This is a genomic window from Alistipes sp. ZOR0009, assembly GCF_000798815.1.
GTDB lineage: Bacteria > Bacteroidota > Bacteroidia > Bacteroidales > ZOR0009 > Acetobacteroides.
In genome coordinates this window covers 34,361-53,597 of sequence record NZ_JTLD01000011.1, presented here as the reverse complement: position 1 = coordinate 53,597, position 19,237 = coordinate 34,361, and the positions used below count along the sequence as shown (strand labels likewise).

Annotated in this window: 16 protein-coding genes; 13 read left to right on the top strand and 3 right to left on the bottom strand. The window is 44.9% G+C overall.

Annotation, left to right across the window (positions count from 1 at the left end):
* Positions 1 to 601 precede the first annotated feature (601 nt).
* The 4 genes from L990_RS03660 (at position 602) to L990_RS03645 (ending at position 6,332) form a co-directional block, all read left to right on the top strand.
* On the top strand, positions 602 to 1,495 hold the full coding sequence (locus L990_RS03660; RefSeq protein WP_047445651.1) for a hypothetical protein: 894 nt from the start codon (positions 602 to 604) through the stop codon (positions 1,493 to 1,495).
* A 201-nt stretch (positions 1,496 to 1,696) separates the two neighbouring features.
* Positions 1,697 to 3,409: a 3'-5' exonuclease gene (locus L990_RS03655; RefSeq protein WP_047445649.1), complete on the top strand. Its 1,713-nt coding sequence runs from the start codon at positions 1,697 to 1,699 to the stop codon at positions 3,407 to 3,409.
* Positions 3,410 to 3,852: 443 nt separating this feature from the next.
* Entirely contained in the window at positions 3,853 to 4,698 is an 846-nt protein-coding gene (locus L990_RS03650; RefSeq protein WP_047445647.1) for a family 16 glycosylhydrolase, read from the top strand.
* A 266-nt stretch (positions 4,699 to 4,964) separates the two neighbouring features.
* Positions 4,965 to 6,332 carry a glycoside hydrolase family 125 protein gene (locus L990_RS03645; protein WP_231562243.1) on the top strand — a complete coding sequence of 456 codons (1,368 nt, stop codon included), beginning with the start codon at positions 4,965 to 4,967 and terminating at the stop codon, positions 6,330 to 6,332.
* Positions 6,333 to 6,397: 65 nt separating this feature from the next.
* Here L990_RS03645 and L990_RS03640 read toward each other — a convergent pair whose 3' ends face one another.
* Positions 6,398 to 7,105 (bottom strand): SDR family NAD(P)-dependent oxidoreductase, encoded by a 708-nt coding sequence (locus tag L990_RS03640; protein WP_047445644.1) that lies wholly within the window; start codon positions 7,103 to 7,105, stop codon positions 6,398 to 6,400.
* Between the two features lie 195 nt (positions 7,106 to 7,300).
* Between L990_RS03640 and L990_RS03635 the strand changes: the two genes are divergently transcribed.
* The 9 genes from L990_RS03635 (at position 7,301) to hisIE (ending at position 15,438) form a co-directional block, all read left to right on the top strand.
* Positions 7,301 to 7,858, top strand: coding sequence for a peptidylprolyl isomerase (locus tag L990_RS03635; RefSeq protein WP_047445643.1), 558 nt, complete (start codon positions 7,301 to 7,303; stop codon positions 7,856 to 7,858).
* Positions 7,859 to 8,094: 236 nt separating this feature from the next.
* Positions 8,095 to 8,952: an ATP phosphoribosyltransferase gene (gene hisG, locus L990_RS03630; protein WP_047445641.1), complete on the top strand. Its 858-nt coding sequence runs from the start codon at positions 8,095 to 8,097 to the stop codon at positions 8,950 to 8,952.
* Complete coding sequence (gene hisD / locus L990_RS03625) at positions 8,952 to 10,238, top strand: histidinol dehydrogenase (protein WP_047445639.1); 1,287 nt, start codon at positions 8,952 to 8,954, stop codon at positions 10,236 to 10,238. The genes hisG and hisD overlap by 1 nt, the downstream gene beginning before the upstream one ends.
* Positions 10,239 to 10,503: 265 nt before the next feature.
* On the top strand, positions 10,504 to 11,547 hold the full coding sequence (gene hisC / locus L990_RS03620) for a histidinol-phosphate transaminase (protein ID WP_047445637.1): 1,044 nt from the start codon (positions 10,504 to 10,506) through the stop codon (positions 11,545 to 11,547).
* Positions 11,548 to 11,549: 2 nt separating this feature from the next.
* A complete protein-coding gene (hisB, locus tag L990_RS03615) occupies positions 11,550 to 12,698 on the top strand; it encodes a bifunctional histidinol-phosphatase/imidazoleglycerol-phosphate dehydratase HisB (protein ID WP_047445634.1) in 1,149 nt (382 codons plus the stop codon).
* The gene (gene hisH, locus L990_RS03610; RefSeq protein WP_231562242.1) at positions 12,695 to 13,282 is read left to right on the top strand and encodes an imidazole glycerol phosphate synthase subunit HisH; all 588 of its coding nucleotides are present in this window, start codon (positions 12,695 to 12,697) and stop codon (positions 13,280 to 13,282) included. Before hisB ends, hisH begins: the two co-directional genes overlap by 4 nt.
* A 2-nt stretch (positions 13,283 to 13,284) precedes the next feature.
* A complete protein-coding gene (hisA, locus tag L990_RS03605; RefSeq protein WP_047445630.1) occupies positions 13,285 to 14,001 on the top strand; it encodes a 1-(5-phosphoribosyl)-5-[(5-phosphoribosylamino)methylideneamino]imidazole-4-carboxamide isomerase in 717 nt (238 codons plus the stop codon).
* 1 nt (position 14,002) lies between these two features.
* Positions 14,003 to 14,758, top strand: coding sequence for an imidazole glycerol phosphate synthase subunit HisF (gene hisF, locus L990_RS03600; protein ID WP_047445628.1), 756 nt, complete (start codon positions 14,003 to 14,005; stop codon positions 14,756 to 14,758).
* Positions 14,759 to 14,838: 80 nt separating this feature from the next.
* A complete protein-coding gene (gene hisIE, locus L990_RS03595) occupies positions 14,839 to 15,438 on the top strand; it encodes a bifunctional phosphoribosyl-AMP cyclohydrolase/phosphoribosyl-ATP diphosphatase HisIE (protein WP_047445667.1) in 600 nt (199 codons plus the stop codon).
* Positions 15,439 to 15,492: 54 nt separating this feature from the next.
* Here the strand turns inward: hisIE and L990_RS03590 are convergent, their stop codons facing one another.
* Complete coding sequence (locus L990_RS03590) at positions 15,493 to 17,685, bottom strand: S9 family peptidase (protein ID WP_047445626.1); 2,193 nt, start codon at positions 17,683 to 17,685, stop codon at positions 15,493 to 15,495.
* A 147-nt stretch (positions 17,686 to 17,832) separates the two neighbouring features.
* Positions 17,833 to 19,155 (bottom strand): alpha-L-fucosidase, encoded by a 1,323-nt coding sequence (locus L990_RS03585; RefSeq protein WP_047445624.1) that lies wholly within the window; start codon positions 19,153 to 19,155, stop codon positions 17,833 to 17,835.
* Positions 19,156 to 19,237: the final 82 nt, after the last annotated feature.

Here is a 19,237-nt window from a genome sequence, read left to right as displayed (position 1 = left end):
TTCCATCCGTCAACACTCGTGGCGTTAGCCACACATCCAACGGCGGAAATATTTGTTTGAGCAACGCTCGGTAGGTCAGATTTTGCCAAAGGCGTAAGCCTAAATCGTTCTACCTATTATAATAAGGGCGTTAAGGCTCTATAAGCTGACGGTGCGAGTTAATTTTCGCCATGTTTTTTCGATTCCTTTTTTGCGCTAAAAAAGGAATAGGAGAAAGAGGAAAAGAAGCTGTAGCTACGGCTATCGCTACACTTTGCTTTTTTGCTACTTTTGGATGGAGTGATGAATACTTCTGCCAGGTAAAAAGAAAGTAGTCGCTGAGCGCAAAACGAAAAGTGTTGCCGTTAAGTTTATCCTAACCACGACCTTTTATACCTGCTATTGCAAGCAAAGATGCTTGAATGGGCTATTGATAAGGTCGGTATGAGCGTAGTTTTGTCGATTTATTCGAGGCAGGAGTTCATAGCCGAATGGGACATTACTTACAATTGCAAGAATGGTAAAATGGTTTAGAATGTGCCTTTCTGTAGGACGAATAGCTGCACAAATGCAATGTGGTGAAGCTTCTGCAGGAAAAAGGAAGTAGCGATATCAAATAAATATGAAAGAAGATACAGCCTTAACGCTTCGAAAGGCGTATGACACTGGCGAACAAATTACGAACGAAATGGCAACGGATTTGCTTCGCCGATCGGAACTGGTGGAGCAGCTTTTGCTAAAACCAAAGCAGCGCCTCGAGCTGTTTGTTGGGATCAGGGCGTACGAGTGGCGGCTCGTAGAGCTTTCTGAGATTCCTTTTGCCGGAATTCTTCCGGAAGTTCGGGAGTGGATGCAGCTGCTGGTTACGAAGACCTTTACTCCCGAAGGTTTTTCGTTAACGGGCCATAGAGATGGGGTGTTGGCTTGCCATAATGCCTTAATATCAACCCTGCTAATGAAAAATGGCTTTAACGAAAGGGATAAAATAGATGCGGGAATAAGTTGGATACTCAAATATCAGAGCCTTGAAAGAGGTGAGGTGTGCTGCTGGACAGGGAAAGATTTAAATACCCGTTTTGGTGGTTGTATGAAAAAGGTGCCATGCTACTATGGGGTTGTAAAGTCGATGGTGGCGTTAACCGAGTACAAAAAGCGCTATGGAGCATCCCCCGAAATTGACAGTAAGCTGCACCAAGGTCTGGAGTACATCCTAAGGCACGAGGTGTTTAAGAAATTTTCGACGGGAGAACCTATTGAGGGTTCGATTGTGAAGAATTTTTACCCCTTTTCCTATAAGTCAAATTTAATTGAGATCTTATTGTTGCTGAAGGATAATGGTCGACATACGGATCCCCGATGCGCTAAGGCTACGAAGCTGCTGCTGCGGAAAAAGGGAAAGGATGGCTACTGGCGAGCCGAGATTTCGCAGATGAAGTCTGCCTGGATAGATTTTGATGCTCTAAGCAGGCCGGGAGAATGGATTAGCTACGTGGTAGGTAGGCTGCTTGGCAGGTAGCTTACAGAAAATGCTGGCATACCTTATTATACTATTACGTCAAAAGCTTTGCTTCTTTTTAGTTGAGCTCTTTCGATCTTGTGGTGAGGGCTTTTCTACCAAAATAAGCTGCCACAACCGCTAAATAACCGCAAATGGGGCAGGCGAAGGGGACGAATGGCTACCTTTGCGAGCTATTTTTAATCCACACAAAAGGCCAGAATGAAGCTAACGCCCGAACAGGAGCAGATTGTACAGTGCAGCACCGACGTAAAGGTTAACGCCGTGGCGGGTTCGGGTAAAACCACCACCATAATAGAGTATGCCAAGCGCAAGCAAAGCTTGGGAAGCATGCTTTACATCGCTTTCAACAAGTCGGTGAGGATGGAGGCTGAGCAGAAGTTTGCCAGGGCTGGTCTACAAAACGTTCGGGTGGAGACCGCTCACTCCTTGGCCTTTAAAAGTGTGGTTGTGGGATCGGGATACCGCCTTCGCTTCAGCTACCAGACGCACGAGGTGGTGCGAATACTGGGTTTGGATAGGCAGGGGGAACTTTTGCATGCCATGGGGGTGGCCAACCACGTAATTCGGTTTGTAGCCTACTTCTGCAACAGCCACAGCCGTAAGGTACAGGAGCTAAACTATGCCGATACGGTACACGAGGAGGTGGCCATGCAGTTTGTGTTGACCAACTATACCAAAATAGAGTACAATACGCGCCTTTTTCTGGCAAAAATGGATAGCGGCGAGATCGAAATAACCCACGATTTCTACCTGAAGAAGTACCAGCTCTCGAACCCTACGCTTTCGCATCGGTTTATCCTTTTTGATGAGGGGCAGGATGCCTCTGCGGCCATGCTCGATGTCTTCTTGAAGCAGCGGGCTACCAAGCTAATCGTTGGGGATACCCACCAGCAGATATATGGATGGCGCTATGCGGTAAACTCGCTCGAATCGGTGGATTTTCGTTCGCTCAACCTCTCGTCTAGCTTTCGTTTTAATGGCGACGTGGCCTGTCTGGCGCAAAATATTCTTCAAATGAAGAGCGCAATGAATCCGTCGTTTGTACCTCCCTTTATAAACGGTCTGGGAAATGCTGCTGGCGCTATAAAGTCGCATGCTTTTGTGGCACGAACCAACATAAGTCTTCTGGATAAGGCCATCGAGCTGGTGGTGGATAAGCGAAAGGTGGGGAAGCTCTACTTCGAGGGAAATATTTCGTCGTATACCTACGGCGACGAGGGTACCTCACTGCTGGATATCATCTACCTGCAGCGTGGGGCAAAGGATAAGGTGCGCGATGGGCTGCTCTCCTCGTTTAAGGATATCTACGAGTTTGAGGAGTACGTGGAGGAGACCGAGGATGTGCAGCTAAAATCGATGCTGGAGATGGTTAAGAAGTATGGGCACGAGCTTCCTGCGCTGATAAACCGTATTAAGAGCTGCCATGTGGAGGATGGGAAGAAGGAGGAGGCCGATATCATCTTCTCGACGGTACACCGCTGTAAGGGGATGGAGTACGACGAGGTTACCTTGGCTTCCGACTTTCAAACGGAGGATAAGCTGCGCCGCGAGTTTGCCATTAACCCTCATGGTGCCGACTCGCTGAACGAGGAGGTAAACCTTTTGTACGTGGCAGCTACCCGAGCCAAAAAAAGGCTCAACCTGCCGGTCGATTTACGCCTAGTTGACTACGCCATATCCGCTACGGGGAGCGTAAGGGCCGTTAGCACGCGCAGCAAAGCTGCTGCGGTAACCGTACAGCCTGCCAAGCCACCCAAGCCGGCTGCTGCTAGCCGAAGCTGGCGTCCCGAAGACGATAAAAAGCTCGTGGAGCTGCACGATAGGGGCTGGACAATCGACGAAATATCCGATTTTTTCGACCGAACAAAGGGAGCCATCAAAATAAGGCTACAAAAATTCGACATTTTTTAAGGGATTCGGTTGGATAGAAGTAAAACGAAGAAGGTCGTAGTTTCTCTTTATAAAAGAAATTTCGTTGGACCATTTTACATAGAAGATTATGCTCTCGTTATTTCTGCAAATTATGATGTATGGATTTTTTTAGCGACCATATTGCTCTAATCGAAATCAAGAACCACCAACCTGTCAACGGATTGCCTCTCCTTCCAAAACAAAATGGTATTCACTGCTAAAAAAGATGAATAAAGCGGCTGCAATACCATAAATGTCGTTCGTTGGGTTAACTTCGTTGGTGATTAACCGCTAAACCTAAACCTATAAGATTCCAATGCGTAGTACAATATATTTCAATACGGTAGGCCTGCGCTAGGCTGTATGGGTGGCGAGCATTTTTTGTTGCCCAAACCAATCCAAAACCGACATCCATTTGTTAACCATTTATATCTATTAAAATTATGCAAAAGCAACTAACTGCTATTGGCGTTGTTTTCCTGCTATTTGGAGCGAATGCGCTCTTTGCACAGCAGGCGAACGAGCTGCCTGCCAAGCCAGCTAAGCATTCCTGGAAGCTTCTTTGGTCCGACGAGTTTAAGAAGTCTGGTTTGCCCGATTCCACCATTTGGGGATACGAGGTGGGCTATATTCGCAATAAGGAGGCGCAGTACTACACCTACCGTCGTCCCGAGAATGTGCGGGTGGAGGATGGAACGCTTATTATTGAATCCCGTAAGGAGGAGTATAAGGATTTTCACTACACCTCGGGAAGCATCAACACGCTAGATAGGCGTTCTTTTACTGGCGACTTCAGGGTGGAGGTGCGCGCAAAGCTTCCTCAAGGTAAAGGAATCTGGCCTGCCATCTGGATGATGGGGGTAAACCGCAAGGAGCTTGGATGGCCGCGCTGTAGCGAGCTCGATGTAATGGAATTTGTAGGCCATACGCCTAATACCGTTTATGCAACGATGCACTGGGCCGACTCTACCATCAATCTAGGAACAAAAAGCAAGGGAGAGAAGACCGTTGTAGCCGATTTGCACAATACGTATCACGTTTACGCCTTGGAGCGAGTTGGAAACATGATTTACGCCTACATCGATGAGCAGTGCTACCTGCAGTTTGAGGTTCCTAAAACCGTTTATAAGGGCTCGTTTACAAGCCCACTCTACCTGCTGCTAAATACGGCAGTTGGTGGCAGCTGGGGAGGTCCTATCGACGATTCGATTATGCCTCAAAAGTTTGTAATAGACTACGTACGGGCCTATCGCCCCAAGTCTAAAGGTCTATTCTCACGATTTTTTTAGCATAAGTAAAGTGTGGTAACTTGGAGCTCGATATTGGGAGGTACTTTCTTCCGGTATCGAGCTTTTTTATGGACGATCGCTCCTGTAATCGTTTGCAAAAAGAGCTAAATATTCGCTACTAGCGATTGGATGGCTTCTTTTTATGTTTTGAAGTAGGCTTTTTAATGGAGTTTGCAGCTATTTTTGGTTCGAAGTATTTTTTACTAACCACTTATTCAGAATTAATGAAGATTAAGCATCTATTATTAGGAGTTGGAGGGGCGTCAATGCTCTTCTCGGGTGCTGTATCGGCACAGGATTTTCCCAAAGTACGTGTCGATGAAAACCAAAGGAACTTTTCGAGTAAGGCAATTGAGAGCAAAATTACCCAGATGCAGGGCGCTATTGCCGATAAGGAGCTGGCGTGGATGTTTGGCAACTGTTTTCCTAACACCTTGGATAGAACGGTAGAGCATACCATTAAGAATGGAAAGCCTAACACGTTTGTTATTACTGGCGATATCCATGCGATGTGGCTCCGCGACTGTACGGCGCAGGTTTGGCCTTACATGCCCTTTATGAAGCAGGATAGCAAGCTTCAGGAGGTTATTGCAGGGGTTATCAACCGTCAGGTGGAGTGTGTGCTTATCGATCCTTACGCCAACGCCTTTAACATGAACAAGGAGGGAAGCTACTGGGAGAGCGATAACACGGCCATGAAGCCCGAATTGCACGAGCGCAAGTGGGAAATTGATGGACTTTGCTACGTTGTTCGTTTAAGCTACAACTACTGGAAGCAAACAGGCGATACCAAATATTTTGATGCCGACTGGCAAAAGGCAATGAAGCTTATTGTAAGCACATTCCGCGAGCAGCAACGCAAGGACAGCAAGGGACCTTACCGTTTTACCCGCAAAACGGAAACCGCAACCGATACCCAGTTTGGCGCAGGCTATGGCAATCCCGTTAAGTACACCGGTTTGATCTGCTCCATGTTTCGTCCATCCGACGATGCAACCATTTACCCCTACCTAATCCCTTCTAACGCTTTTGCGGTGGTATCGCTGCGCGAACTGGCCGAAATGTCGACCAAAATAATGAAGGATGCTAAGTTTGCAGCCGAGTGTACCGCTTTTGCAAACGAGGTGGATGCGGCAATTCAAAAAAATGCCATTGTAAACCATCCTAAGTACGGTAAAATCTATGCCTTCGAGGTAGATGGCTTTGGAAACTACCTGATGATGGATGATGCCAACGTTCCTTCGTTGCTTGCCCTTCCATATCTTGGCTATGTTGACGTTAATAATAAGATTTACCAAAATACGCGCAGGTTCGTTCTTAGCACCGATAACCCATACTTCTTTAAAGGAAAGTATGCCGAAGGTATTGGAGGTCCACACGTAGGGCTAGACATGATTTGGCCAATGGCAATTATCATGCGTGCGCTTACAAGTACCGATAAGCAGGAGATAGAGATGTGCATTAAGCAGCTGAAGCATACCCATGCAGGCACTGGCTTTATGCACGAGACATTCCACAAGGATAAGCCAGAGAACTTTACCCGTTCGTGGTTTGCTTGGGCCAATACCCTATTTGGAGAGCTACTTATAAAGGTAAATAAGGAGCATCCAGAGCTGCTGAAGAAGCAATACTAATCGTTAGATAAAGTAAACCCCGAGCCTTACGGCTCGGGGTTTTTTATGCTATTTACTTTTGCTCCTTAAGGGGTGGTGGAGGAAACGGAAAGAATCTTACCGTTAAACAATCGGCCGCTATTTAGCGCAAAGTCGGCAATGAATCGTCCCATTTCGGCAGGCTCAACAGGTGCCGAGTAGCCGGGGAACGCATTTTGAAGCATTTCGGTGTTCACAGAACCTAATGCTAGGCTGTTAAAGCGAAATCCATGCTCCTTATACTCCTCCGCCAGGCATTCGGTAAGCGTAGCAACCGCCGCTTTTGACGAGCTGTAGCACGAAAGTCCAGGAAATTTCACGCTTCCTTGTACGCCGCCCATGCTGCTGATGCTCACAACGTGCGCGCCTCGATTAAAAAATGGAATGAGCCCTTTTATTAGCAGCGAAGGGGCTACATAGTTTGTTCGAAATATTTGCTGTATGTCAGTTAGCTGCGTATCGGCAAATGGTTTGTTTATAAGGGAGCCCGCATTGTTTATAAGCACATCAACCGAAGGGATAAGGGCGGTGATTTGCCTTATCAAATCGGTTTCAACAGCCTCCGGATTCGAAAGATCGAATGCTAGCGGGAGAACTCTTGCTTTAACGTTTTCGTGGATGCAAGCGCTTTTGAGCTTATTAAGGCTGTCCAAATCGCGGGCTATAACCACAATGGTATGGTCGCCTGCGGCAGCAATTGCCTTGGTTGTTTCAAAGCCAATACCCTTGCTTGCACCGGTTACAATAATATTCATGGTAGCAATTTTGATAGTAGCAATATACGTAATTCTTGGCAGAATTATTGTGGAAGCGTCGCTATACCCTATAGGAGTAGCATTTGATAAAAAATAAATATTGAGCGATGAACTATCAATCAATAATATTTGTTTAGTTTTGCATTTTATTGGGAGGATACTCCATTTACACTTGAAATTTAATTTTTTAAAACAATGAATATTACTAAGGACACCGTAGTTTCTTTGACCTATCAGCTAACTGTTGAAGGGAACGTAATTGAAACAGTTACTGCTGAGAGACCAATGGAATTCGTATTTGGTGCTGGATACCTGCTTCCTAAATTTGAGGAGAACGTAAACGGTCTAAAGATCGGTGATAAGTTCAGCTTCGAGCTAAAGAGCGATGAGGCTTATGGTCCAAAGAATGCAGACGCAATTGTTGAGTTACCTAAAAATATTTTCGAAGTTGAAGGCGAAATCGATCCACAGCTTCTTACTGTAGGCAACCAAATTCCTATGATGGATGGCGAAGGTCACCGCATGATGGGTGTTGTTGTTGAAGTTAAGGAAGAAGTTGTTGTAATGGACTTCAACCACTTCCTTGCTGGTGCCGATCTAAGCTTCGCTGGCGAAGTTGTAGGTGTTCGTGAGGCTACTGAAGAGGAGCTAGCTCACGGTCATGTTCACACCGCTGGTGGTTGTGGCGAAGGCTGTGGTTGTGGCGACGGTGGCTGCGACGACGAAGGTTGCGGAAGCGGTTGTAACTGCTAATTTTTTTATCGAGGGTATTGATGTATTAAAAAATTTATTACATTGCACCCGACAAACAGTTTTTGACAATGCAATTATCAAATCTACATCTACATCATCATTACTGCATGCCGTCGGGTATGGGTTTGATGATTTAATGTAGAAATGCATGAGAATATAAACCAACCTGATGTTCAGGTTGGTTTTTTTCGTTTATACGGCACGAATTTACCTGGGCATCGGAAAATCAAAACAAAATGCGCAGGTTAAAAGTAGCAATTCAAAAATCAGGTCGATTAAGCGAGGAGTCCTTTCAGCTTCTCAAGGAGTGCGGCATCCGCTTCGAAAGCTCATCGAACAGCCTCATTGTTCCAAGCCGCAACTTTCCGTTGGATGTTCTTTATCTACGGAATTCCGACATCCCCCAATATCTCGAAGATGGCGTGGCTGATGTTGCCATCATCGGGGAAAATACGCTCGTAGAGGCTGGGAGAAGTATCAAAAACGAGTTGCAGTTGGGGTTCTCAAAATGTAGAGTTTCCATTGCGATCCCCAAAGGGGAATCCTACAGCGGTATTGGAGATTTAAACGGCAAAAAGTTGGCCACCTCGTACCCAAATACCGTTAACGCCTTCCTTCTGAAAAGCGGCATTAAGGCCGAAATACACCAGATATCCGGTTCGGTAGAGATTGCGCCCAGCTTGGGCCTTGCCGATGCCATTTGCGATATTGTCAGCAGCGGGAGTACCCTTTTTACGAATGGCCTAAAGGAGGTAGAGGTGCTATTTTCCTCAGAGGCATGCCTCGCATCTTCTCCGGCAATCGATCAGGAGGCTAAGGCTATCCTTAACAAACTGCTATTCCGTGTAAAATCGGTGATGGAGGCACGTAACAAGAAGTATGTGCTGCTGAACGCCCCAAATGAGAAGATCGAGCAGATTACATCCATCCTTCCGGGCATGAAAAGCCCTTCAATTATTCCTTTAGCCCAATCAGGTTGGAGCTCGTTGCATTCCGTAATTGACGAAAGTCAGTTTTGGGAGATAATAGACCAGCTTAAAGAGGCTGGAGCGCAAGGTATCCTCATTGTTCCAATCGAAAAAATGATACTATAATGGAGAAAATTATTTATACCAAGGCAGCGGAATTGGAAGCGCTTATTGCACGTCCATCTATGGATAGGGAATCGCTGGATAAAATTGTAAGGATAATCTTTGATGAGGTTTTCCGTAAGGGAGATGCGGCAATAAATAAGTACACCTACTTCTATGATGGTGTAACGATGTCCGATTTAAGGGTTTCGCAGGAGGAGATAGATGCGTCGGAGCAGCTGGTCGATGAAACGCTTAAAGCTGCAATGGCTATAGCCAAGGAGAATATTGAAAAGTTTCACGGAGCGCAGCTGCTGCAAGGAAGTAAGGTAGAAACTACAAGCGGGGTAACCTGTTGGGAGAAATCGGTTGGAATAGAGAAGGTTGGACTTTATATTCCCGGCGGTAGCGCACCTCTTTTTTCTTCGGTATTGATGCTGGCGGTGCCTGCACGGCTTGCTGGCTGTCGCGAAATCGTTTTATGCACGCCACCTCAAAAGGATGGGCTCATAAATCCGGCAATTTTATACGCTGCCAAGCTGGCTGGAGTAACAAAAGTATTTAAGGCAGGAGGGATACAGGCCATTGCCGGTATGACCTATGGCACCGAATCAATACCTAAGGTGTATAAGATATTCGGACCAGGAAACCAGTATGTAACCGCAGCTAAAATGGCAGCGTTTTCTGAGGGAGTTGCCATCGATATGCCTGCTGGACCATCGGAGGTGATGATGGTAGCCGACGATTCGGCCATTCCAAGTTTTGTGGCAGCCGATTTACTCTCGCAGGCAGAACATGGAGAGGACAGCCAGGTTATTTTGGTGTCGATAGCGGGAGCTAAGCTGACAGAAATAGAGGAGGAGCTACAAAAGCAGCTTCAATCGTTACCCCGAAAGGAAATAGCCCAAAAAGCATTGGAGAAATCGCGAATAGTGATAGCTCAGAACGAGCAGGAAGTACTTACAATCATAAATATGTACGCTCCCGAGCACCTCATTCTATCGGTAGGAAATAGCGACTACCTCGCTCAAAACGTGGTAAATGCAGGTTCCGTATTTATAGGAAACTTTACGCCAGAAAGTGCGGGTGATTATGCCTCTGGAACCAACCATACCCTTCCAACTAATGGATTTGCCAAAAGCTATGGTGGAATTTCTGTGGAGTCGTTTACCAAAAAGATATTTTTTCAGGAGATAACCCGGGATGGAATTCAAAATCTAGGAAAGGTGATAGAGGTAATGGCCGAAAACGAGCAGCTGATAGGGCATAAGCGAGGTGTTTCTATCCGATTGGAATACCTGCAGAGGTAGTTTTACTCGTTTGTTTTTTAGGTGGTTGACTTCTGTTAATTACCAGTTGAAGTATACTCGTAAATGAAGTGAATTGTGGCGACGAATAGCTGTGATTCGCAGCTGTAAAGAGTTTTTTTTCGCTCCATTTAAGCATCATATGATGATAACCGACTTTATAATCTATTTATAGAATGATACTTGAGGCTACTTACCTCACTATCTATTAAGGTTAGCTGTCGTTTCGATGCAAATATTCTGTTTTTATCAATTTAAAGACCTCTTTATGTTTAATCTAGACAGTATTGTACGTAAAAATATAAAGGATTTGAAGCCATACTCTTCAGCCAGAGACGAATATTCGGGTGAGGCTCAAGTATGGATAGATGCTAACGAAAATCCTTTTGATACCGGGGTGAATAGATATCCCGATCCGCATCAGTATGATTTAAAAAAGATGGTGGGATCAATAAAAGGCGTTTCCCCTTCTTGCTTATTCATTGGTAATGGTTCTGACGAGATCATAGACTTGCTTTTTAGGATGGTGTGCCAACCAGGCACGAGCAATGCCATTGTTTTACCTCCTACTTATGGGATGTATGCCGTTGCTGCACAGATTAATGATGTGGAAGTTAGAAAGGTGTTCTTAACAAGCAGTTTCGAGGTAGACGTAAGCGCAGTATTGCGGGCTATCGATGCCAATACGCGGCTAATTTTTATTTGCTCGCCTAATAATCCTACAGGTACGCTTGTTCAAAGCTCAACTATAGAACAGATTGCTACTTCCTTTGGTGGAATAGTGGTGGTTGATGAGGCATATGCCGATTTTGTGCAGCAGGGCGGTGGCGCTGTAGAATTATTAGCCCGTAATCCGAATATTTATGTTCTGCAAACCCTATCAAAAGCATGGGGATTGGCCGGTGCGAGGATTGGTATCGGTGTGGCGAGTCCCGAAATTCAGCGCTATATGGCTAAGATAAAAGCACCCTACAACATAAGTAGCTTGAATCAGCAGGTTGCCATTAATTCTCTTGAAGATATGGAGGGCTTTAAAATGAAGGTGGAGCTAATTATGGAGGAAAGAGAGCGATTGCAAAAGGCATTGAGCTCCTTTTCATGTGTAGTAACGGTTTATCCTTCTGATGCAAATTTTTTGCTCGTTAAGTTCAAAAAGGTGGAGGAGGTTTTTCTGCATTTGAAACAAAATGGAATCGTAGCGCGCGATCGATCTGGGGAGAAGTGGTGTGACGGATGTGTTCGTATAACAGTTGGTACTCCAGATGAAAACACCTACCTGCTAGAAGTTTTAAATATGTACAAGAAACTGTAGATATGAGCCAAAAAAGAAAGATTTTATTTATAGATAGAGATGGAACGCTGATAAATGAACCTCTCGATTTTCAGGTTGATAGCCTACTTAAGCTGAAGTTTTATCCAAATTCCATTTCAATGTTATCTCGAATAGCAAAGGAGTTGGATTACATGCTTGTTATGGTAACCAATCAGGATGGATTGGGAACAAATATTTATCCGCAGGAGGCTTTTGATGAGGTGCAGACAGTTCTGCTGGAGGTTTTCGAGTCGGTTGGAGTGCATTTTGAGGCAGTTCATGTTGACAAAACTTTCCCTGAGGATAATTCACCGAATAGAAAACCCAACATAGGTATGCTAAAACGGTATTTAAACGGTGATTTTGACATTGAAAGCTCATTTGTGATTGGCGATAGGGTTACAGATGTAAAAATGGCAAAAAATATAGGCTGTAGGGCTATTTGGCTAAATGATGAAAGTGGTTTAGGAACTTTCGAACTTCAACATGGGGTCGAAGAGTTGAGTTCGTGCATTGCTTTAGAGACGCGTTCGTGGGAAAAGGTGTACGAAGTACTTCGATTTGGATTGAGGCAGATAAGTATTGAGCGCACTACTAAGGAGACAGATATCTCGCTCAGCTTAAATATTGATGGGAGTGGCAAGGGAGCTATTGATACCGGTATCGGATTTTTAAATCACATGCTGGAGCTGTTTGTCAAGCATTCGGGTATCGATTTGTTGTTAACGGTAAAGGGCGACTTACATGTAGATGAGCATCATACCGTAGAGGATTCTGCAATTGTACTTGGAGAGGCGTTTAATAGGGCATTAGCAGCCAAGGTTGGCATCGAGCGATACGCCTTTATGCTGCCAATGGATGAGTCTAGTGCTTCTATACTTCTCGATTGGGGCGGTCGATCACATTTGGAGTGGGATGTTGTATTTAGGCGTGAAAAAATAGGGGATTTGCCCACCGAACTGATAAAGCATTTCTTTAAATCGTTTGTCGAAGGGGCACGTTGTAACCTGCATATTAGAGCAAACGGAGAGAATGAGCATCATATTGCAGAAGCAATATTTAAAGGCCTTGCAAGGACTGTAAAAATAGCAGTAAGGCGGGATATTACCCAGCACAACAATGATATACCCTCTACTAAAGGTGTAATATGATGGATAATGTAGTAATTATTGATTACGGAGCGGGAAATGTTAAGTCTGTTGAATTTGCGCTTCGCAGATTAGGTGCTAACGTTTTGCTTACTAGCGATAAGGAGACCATTGTAAATGCATCTAAAGTTGTTTTTCCAGGGGTTGGACATGCTCGTCCGGCTATGTCTTCCTTGAAAGCATCTGGGCTAGACTTAATAATTCCAGAATTAAAGGTTCCAGTTCTTGGTATCTGCCTGGGAATGCAGCTTATGTGTATCCGAACGGAGGAGGGGACTACAAAAGGGTTGGGAATTTTTGATACATCTGTAAAAAAGTTTCCTGCTGCAGCAAAGATACCTCATATGGGGTGGAATACCTTTCAACGTTTACGGGGAGCTCTTTTTGAGGGAATTGAGGAGGGAGCGTATTGCTATTTTGTACACAGTTACTATGCCGAAACTTGTAATATGACCTCATCTACATGTGATTACATACTTCCATTTAGCGCTACTCTAGAGCGTGATAATTTTTACGGATGCCAGTTTCATCCAGAAAAAAGCGGAGCGGTTGGCGAGCAGCTACTTCTTAACTTTTTAAAGTTGTAACAATGAAAATAATTCCTGCAATAGATATTATAGGAGGCCAGTGCGTAAGGCTTACCAAAGGAGCTTACAATACGAAAAAGGTATATAGCTCCAATCCTTTAGAAGTTGCCAAAATGTTTGCCGATAAGGGCTTTCGCTATTTACATCTTGTTGATTTGGATGGAGCAAAGCAGGGAACTCCTGTAAACCTGTCGATATTGGAGTCAATTGCTAGCAAAACGAACTTGGAAATTGATTATGGAGGTGGTCTACGTACAGAACTAAGTGTTTCTATGGTATTTGACGCTGGTGCTAGTGCTGTTACGGCAGGGAGTGTTGCCGTAAAGAATCCGACGGAGGTGTGTAGCTGGCTAGGCAGATGGGGAAGTTCTCGTATTATTATTGGAGCCGATGTAATTGATGGAAAGTTAGCAACAGAAGGTTGGTGTAGTGTTGAAAATGTTGATATAATTAATTTTATATCAACCTACTTAAGCTACGGAGCAACCCAATTTATTTGTACAGATATTAGTAGAGATGGAATGCTTGCCGGTAGTGCTCTTGATCTTTACGCTCGTCTGCTTGCAGAATTCAACAAGATCGACTTGGTGGCTAGCGGTGGTGTTGCATCTATTAAAGAGGTTAGAGAATTAAAGAAAATAGGTGTTTGTGGAGCTATTGTTGGTAAGGCCATTTACGAGGGTATGCTTGATATTGATCAATTAACCATGGAGGTTTAGTATGCTTACAAAGAGGATTATACCCTGTTTGGACATCAAGAATGGAAGAACAGTAAAAGGTACCAACTTCATTAAGTTGAAAGATGCTGGTGATCCCATCGAACTGGCTGATATATATGCCCAAGGTGGTGCCGATGAGCTTGTCTTTTTAGACATTACGGCAACTCATGAAGGACGTCGTACTTTTGCCGACTTGGTTTTGCAAATTGCAGAGCGTATAAATATTCCATTTACCGTTGGTGGAGGTATTTCGTCGGTGGCGGATGCCTCAATTTTGCTACAAAATGGTGCCGATAAGGTTGCAATCAACTCTTCTGCCGCTCGTAATCCATCGCTGATTGAAGATCTTTCTGCAAAATTTGGAAGCCAGTGTGTGGTGGTAGCTATAGATGCCAAAATGGTTGACGGACGGTGGTTGGTACATTTGAATGGAGGACGAATATCTACCCGTTTGGATCTTTTTACGTGGGCAAAGCGTGCAGAGGAACTGGGGGCTGGTGAGATTCTATTTACATCGATGGATAATGATGGAGTACATGGTGGTTATGCGACCCAAACGCTTGCTGCACTTTCGGATATGCTCACCATTCCAACTATTGCTTCGGGCGGAGCTGGCAGAATGAGTGATTTTTACGACGTTTTTGCCGATGCAAGGGTGGATGCCGCTTTGGCTGCAGGTGTTTTCCATTTTGGAGAAATTCAAATACCCCACTTAAAGCACTATTTAGCTGGTAGGGGGATACTAATGAGAGGTTAACGAATAGGATTAGTTAAGTTCTGCGCTACAGTTGTGCCGAAGAGGCCTTTATGTGCGCTCAGTGTTTAATGATGAATGTTATGAAGATAAATTTTGAGAAGCAAGGAGGGCTAGTTCCCGCAATAATACAGGATGCCTCTACTGCAAAGGTGCTAATGTTGGGGTATATGAACGAGGAGGCCTATTTGAAAACGTTGGAAGTAGGTCTGGTTACCTTTTTTAGTCGAAGTAAAAATAGGTTATGGACTAAAGGAGAAGAGAGTGGAAACTATCTTAAGTTGGTTGATATTGCCGTAGACTGCGATGGGGATGCGTTTCTTGTAAAGGCGCAACCATACGGACCAACCTGTCATACCGGATCTGATACCTGTTGGAATGAGACAAATGGAGCCAGAAGTATTGATTTTCTTTACCAGTTGGAAGCCGTTGTAAATCAGCGTAAGCAAGCTATGAATACGGAGTTGTCCTATACTGCTAAGCTATTTAAGAAGGGAATAAATAAGATTGCACAAAAGGTTGGAGAAGAGGCCGTAGAGCTGGTTATTGAAGCGAAAGACGACAATAAGGATCTTTTCATAAACGAGGCGGCCGATTTAATGTTTCACACAACAGTGCTGCTGGCTGCTAAAGGCTTTTCGTGGGACGAGGTAATGCAGGTGTTAAAAGATAGACATCGGTAGCGAATAAAGGAGAAAAGAAAAAGCCGCTTCAATAATCTTGAAACGGCTTCTTTTTTACCATTCTGGTACGTTTTGCTTTTGTAGCGTCTTTACAAAGAAATCGTGTATTTTATGCATTACAAAAGGTGCGCCTAGGTTGTGGCTAAATCCTGGCAGGTAGAGCTGTTCGAAGTCCTTATTTGCCTTTATAAGCGCCGAAACTACCTGGAGTGTCGATGCAGGATCGACATTGTTGTCGAGTTCGCCGTTGATAAGGAGTAACTTTCCTTTTAGTCGCCAAGCGTTGTCTACATTCGAGCACGCAGAGTACGATTCATCAATCGGATATCCCATCCATTGCTCATTCCACCAGATCTTATCCATGCGGTTATCGTGACATCCGCAAAGCGAAACGGCGGCTTTGTAGAAGTTGTTATGGAAGAGAAGTGCAGCCATTGCGTTTTGTCCGCCTGCCGACCAGCCATAAATACCAACTCTGCTGGTGTCCATGTAGGAGTATTTTGCAGCAGCAGCCTTAATCCAAGCGATACGATCGGGGAATCCGGCGTCTTTTAGGTTTTTCCAGCATACATCATGGAATGCTTTGGACCTATTTCCCGTTCCCATGCCATCAATTAGAACTACAATAAAGCCCAAATCGGATAGGCGCGAGCATAAGTGGTGGTATATCATGAAATCTTTGGGTACATGCGAATCGTGAGGCCCTGCATATATCATTTCTACTACAGGATACAGCCTTTTGGGGTCGAAGTTGGTGGGACGGAGGATCGTTCCCCAAATATCGGTTTTGCCATCTCTTCCCTTTGCGCTAAACGCTTCTGGCGTTTGCCATCCTTTTGCTACTATATCGCTGATATCTCCAGCCTCTAACTTTGTAATAATTGCACCTGTAGCACCATCTCTTAGCACGCTTACGGGGATGGTGTCGGGTTTGGAGTAGGCATCTACGAAATAGCGGTAATCCTTCGAGAAGGTGGCCGTGTGGTTGCCTTTTTCGGGTGTTAGGCAGGTGAGTGAGCTGCCATCAAACTTTACGCTATAGTAGTGAATGTTGTAGGGATCTTCACCTTTATTCATTCCAGAGGCTTTAAAAATAATCTGCTGCCTCTCTTCATCTACATTTTCGACTTCGCGTACTACCCACTCGCCTTTGGTTATCTGCTTTGCCCTTCCAGTTGTGCAGTCTATGCGGTAAAGATGCTTCCATCCGTCTCTTTCGGAGAGCCAAAACATCTCCTTTCCATCATTTATGTCGTATCGAAAGTTTTTGTAGTACTCTATAAAGGTGTTTGATTGTTCGTTTACCAGCGTCCTAATCTTTCCTGTTGCTGCCTCAACTTCTGCAACCTGATAAACCTGATGGCCGCGTTGGTTGTATTCGAAGGTAAAGGCTCTGCTATCTTTTCTCCATCCTGTAAGCGAGAGGTAGTACTGGTTGGTATATGCGTCGGTGTTAATGGCAACCTGCTTCTTTTTCTCTATATCGAATAGTGCAGGGGTGTATAGCGGAAGGGCATCGCCAGGTTTGGCGTAGTCAATCCATTTTAAGATTGGCTGACGTTGGCTGGATGGGCTAGATTCAATTAGCGGAATCTTCCGTTCGGTTACATCCTTCACCTTTGTGGTGGCAATCTTTTTAGAATCTGGCGACCATATCAGCTCTGTGCTGTAGTAGCTGTTAGATACGCCATCGTACGATAGGCGTATTTCCTTTTTATCCTTAAGGTTGTATACAAAAAGGTTGAAATCGGAGATGTATGCCTGCCAGCAACCATCGGGAGAGGTTACCCTTTCCTCCTTTTTGTCTGCAACACTTACTGGATTGGGTATTTGCTCTAGCTTATTAGTGGTTACATCAAAGAGCCATTTGCTGCCATTATGCTCAAAAGATACCTTTTTAAGGTTATCAAGAAAGGAGATTTGGGTAAATGGGAGCTTCGATGGGTTGATTGTAGATCCAGTTGCCTTACCGAGCTTGGCTGCTAGCGAATCTGCATTAAAGGGATGCTGCTTTACTCCTTTAGTGGCGTCAACAAGGTAGTACTTATCGCCACTTCGCTCGTGGTTTAGGTACCAAAATCTGCTGGTGCCTTCTATCCAGGTTGGCTTTACCGCTTTGTTGTAGAAGTAGCCATTTAAACGGGAGAGTGTGTCAACCCTTTCGTAGTCGCTTTTGGAAATCTGCGCTACTCCCTCATTGGAAAGCAGGCAAATTGCTGCGCCGGCTACTAGAATACGTTTTTTCATCTGTTTGTAGTGGTTTAAATCAGTAATATTCGCCAAAAAATGGCGACCAAAATTTAGGCAAATATGTAAGATGTTGCTTAGAATCTTTTACTAACAGTATAAAAAAAAGGGCTACCAGTTGGGTAGCCCTTCGTTATGCTTGGTTGGTTACCTAGCTGTAACCTCAATAATGGTATCTATCGGATTTGGAGTAATGGTTGATAGGTTGATGGTGGTTGTTTTTCCCTTAGTGGTATAGGCAACTTTTGCCGATTTATCTTCAAGCAGATTCATTGATTTCACTTTCTTCGGAAATTCTAGAGAAATTGGCTTTCCATCGTTCTTAAGAATGTGGATATAGTAGGTATTCCCCTTTTGGGTAATGCATCCCCATTCCTGTGGCTTTATAAATCCTCCCTTTGTGCCATAAATTGTCTCTCCATTCACCTTTAACCATTGACCTACCTGCTTGAGTAGAGCCACATGCTCGGGAACTATCTCTCCGTTGGGCATTGGACCCACGTTTAATAGCAGGTTTGCCCCGTAGCCCGAGGCACGTACAAGGTAATGTACCAGCTCTTCGGCACTTTTGTGCTTACGATCGGTGATATTGAAGCCCCATGAGCCGTTTATGGTCTCACATGTCTCCAACGGAAGGGCAGAAACGGATTGTCCGCTTAGGCCTCCCTTGTTTTCGCCGGGTAGATCGCGTTCAAACATCTGGAAGTCTTCGCCTGGTAGTGGGCTAAGATGGTGGTTATTGCCTACCAAACACTGTGGCTGCAGCTGGTGAATAAGCGTATATATTTCGTTGTAGTGCCAATCTACCTTCGACACCTGATTCTTATCGGTATCATTGTCGAGCTGATCCCAGTGACCATCGAACCAGATGGTAGTAATTGGACCGTAGTTGGTGAGCAGCTCTGTCAGCTGTGCTTTCATAAAGTTGATGTAGCTTGGCCAGCTGCTTGGTGCGGTACGTCCAGTTCCCTTTCCTGTGCGCCCAGTTTCCCACTGGTAGTCCGCACGTTTCCAATCTAGCAGCGAGTAGTATAGGCATAGCTTTATTCCTTGACGTTGGCATTCCTGAGCAATTTCCTTCACCACGTCGCGCTTAAAGGGCGTATTCATTATGTTGAAGTCCGATTGCTTGGTATCCCACATGCTGAAGCTGTCGTGGTGGCGCGAGATGAGCGTTATATACTTCATTCCGGCCTCTTTGGCGGTCGCAACCCACTTACGAGCGTCAAAATCGATGGGGTTGAAGAATTTGGGCAGCACTTGGTAGTCGTCGGTGTGGATGTTACGGTTGTTCATAACCCATTCACCAGCACCAAGAATGCTCGATGGCCCCCAGTGGATAAACATTCCAAAGCGTGAGCTGTCGAATTCCGCGCGAGCTTTGATGTTTTCGGGAGTAGGTGTGTAGGTTTGAGCCAGTAGCTGCGAGGCTACCAGCAAGCTAAACGTTAAGCTTACCAGCTTTTTCATTAGCGGTGATTTTTTAGAGGTTAAACGTGTGCCATGTCGTCCAATACGGATGATCGAGGTTGGATTTACGGCATTTTGATAT

Excerpts from the sequence above, each read along its gene's own strand:
- L990_RS03660 (WP_047445651.1), top strand. The coding sequence starts at position 602 with ATGAAAGAAGATACAGCCTTAACGCTTCGAAAGGCGTATGACACTGGC.
- L990_RS03655 (WP_047445649.1), top strand. The coding sequence starts at position 1,697 with ATGAAGCTAACGCCCGAACAGGAGCAGATTGTACAGTGCAGCACCGAC.
- L990_RS03650 (WP_047445647.1), top strand. The coding sequence starts at position 3,853 with ATGCAAAAGCAACTAACTGCTATTGGCGTTGTTTTCCTGCTATTTGGA.
- L990_RS03645 (WP_231562243.1), top strand. The coding sequence starts at position 4,965 with ATGCTCTTCTCGGGTGCTGTATCGGCACAGGATTTTCCCAAAGTACGT.
- L990_RS03640 (WP_047445644.1), bottom strand. The coding sequence starts at position 7,105 with ATGAATATTATTGTAACCGGTGCAAGCAAGGGTATTGGCTTTGAAACA.
- L990_RS03635 (WP_047445643.1), top strand. The coding sequence starts at position 7,301 with ATGAATATTACTAAGGACACCGTAGTTTCTTTGACCTATCAGCTAACT.
- hisG (WP_047445641.1), top strand. The coding sequence starts at position 8,095 with ATGCGCAGGTTAAAAGTAGCAATTCAAAAATCAGGTCGATTAAGCGAG.
- hisD (WP_047445639.1), top strand. The coding sequence starts at position 8,952 with ATGGAGAAAATTATTTATACCAAGGCAGCGGAATTGGAAGCGCTTATT.
- hisC (WP_047445637.1), top strand. The coding sequence starts at position 10,504 with ATGTTTAATCTAGACAGTATTGTACGTAAAAATATAAAGGATTTGAAG.
- hisB (WP_047445634.1), top strand. The coding sequence starts at position 11,550 with ATGAGCCAAAAAAGAAAGATTTTATTTATAGATAGAGATGGAACGCTG.
- hisH (WP_231562242.1), top strand. The coding sequence starts at position 12,695 with ATGATGGATAATGTAGTAATTATTGATTACGGAGCGGGAAATGTTAAG.
- hisA (WP_047445630.1), top strand. The coding sequence starts at position 13,285 with ATGAAAATAATTCCTGCAATAGATATTATAGGAGGCCAGTGCGTAAGG.
- hisF (WP_047445628.1), top strand. The coding sequence starts at position 14,003 with ATGCTTACAAAGAGGATTATACCCTGTTTGGACATCAAGAATGGAAGA.
- hisIE (WP_047445667.1), top strand. The coding sequence starts at position 14,839 with ATGAAGATAAATTTTGAGAAGCAAGGAGGGCTAGTTCCCGCAATAATA.
- L990_RS03590 (WP_047445626.1), bottom strand. The coding sequence starts at position 17,685 with ATGAAAAAACGTATTCTAGTAGCCGGCGCAGCAATTTGCCTGCTTTCC.
- L990_RS03585 (WP_047445624.1), bottom strand. The coding sequence starts at position 19,155 with ATGAAAAAGCTGGTAAGCTTAACGTTTAGCTTGCTGGTAGCCTCGCAG.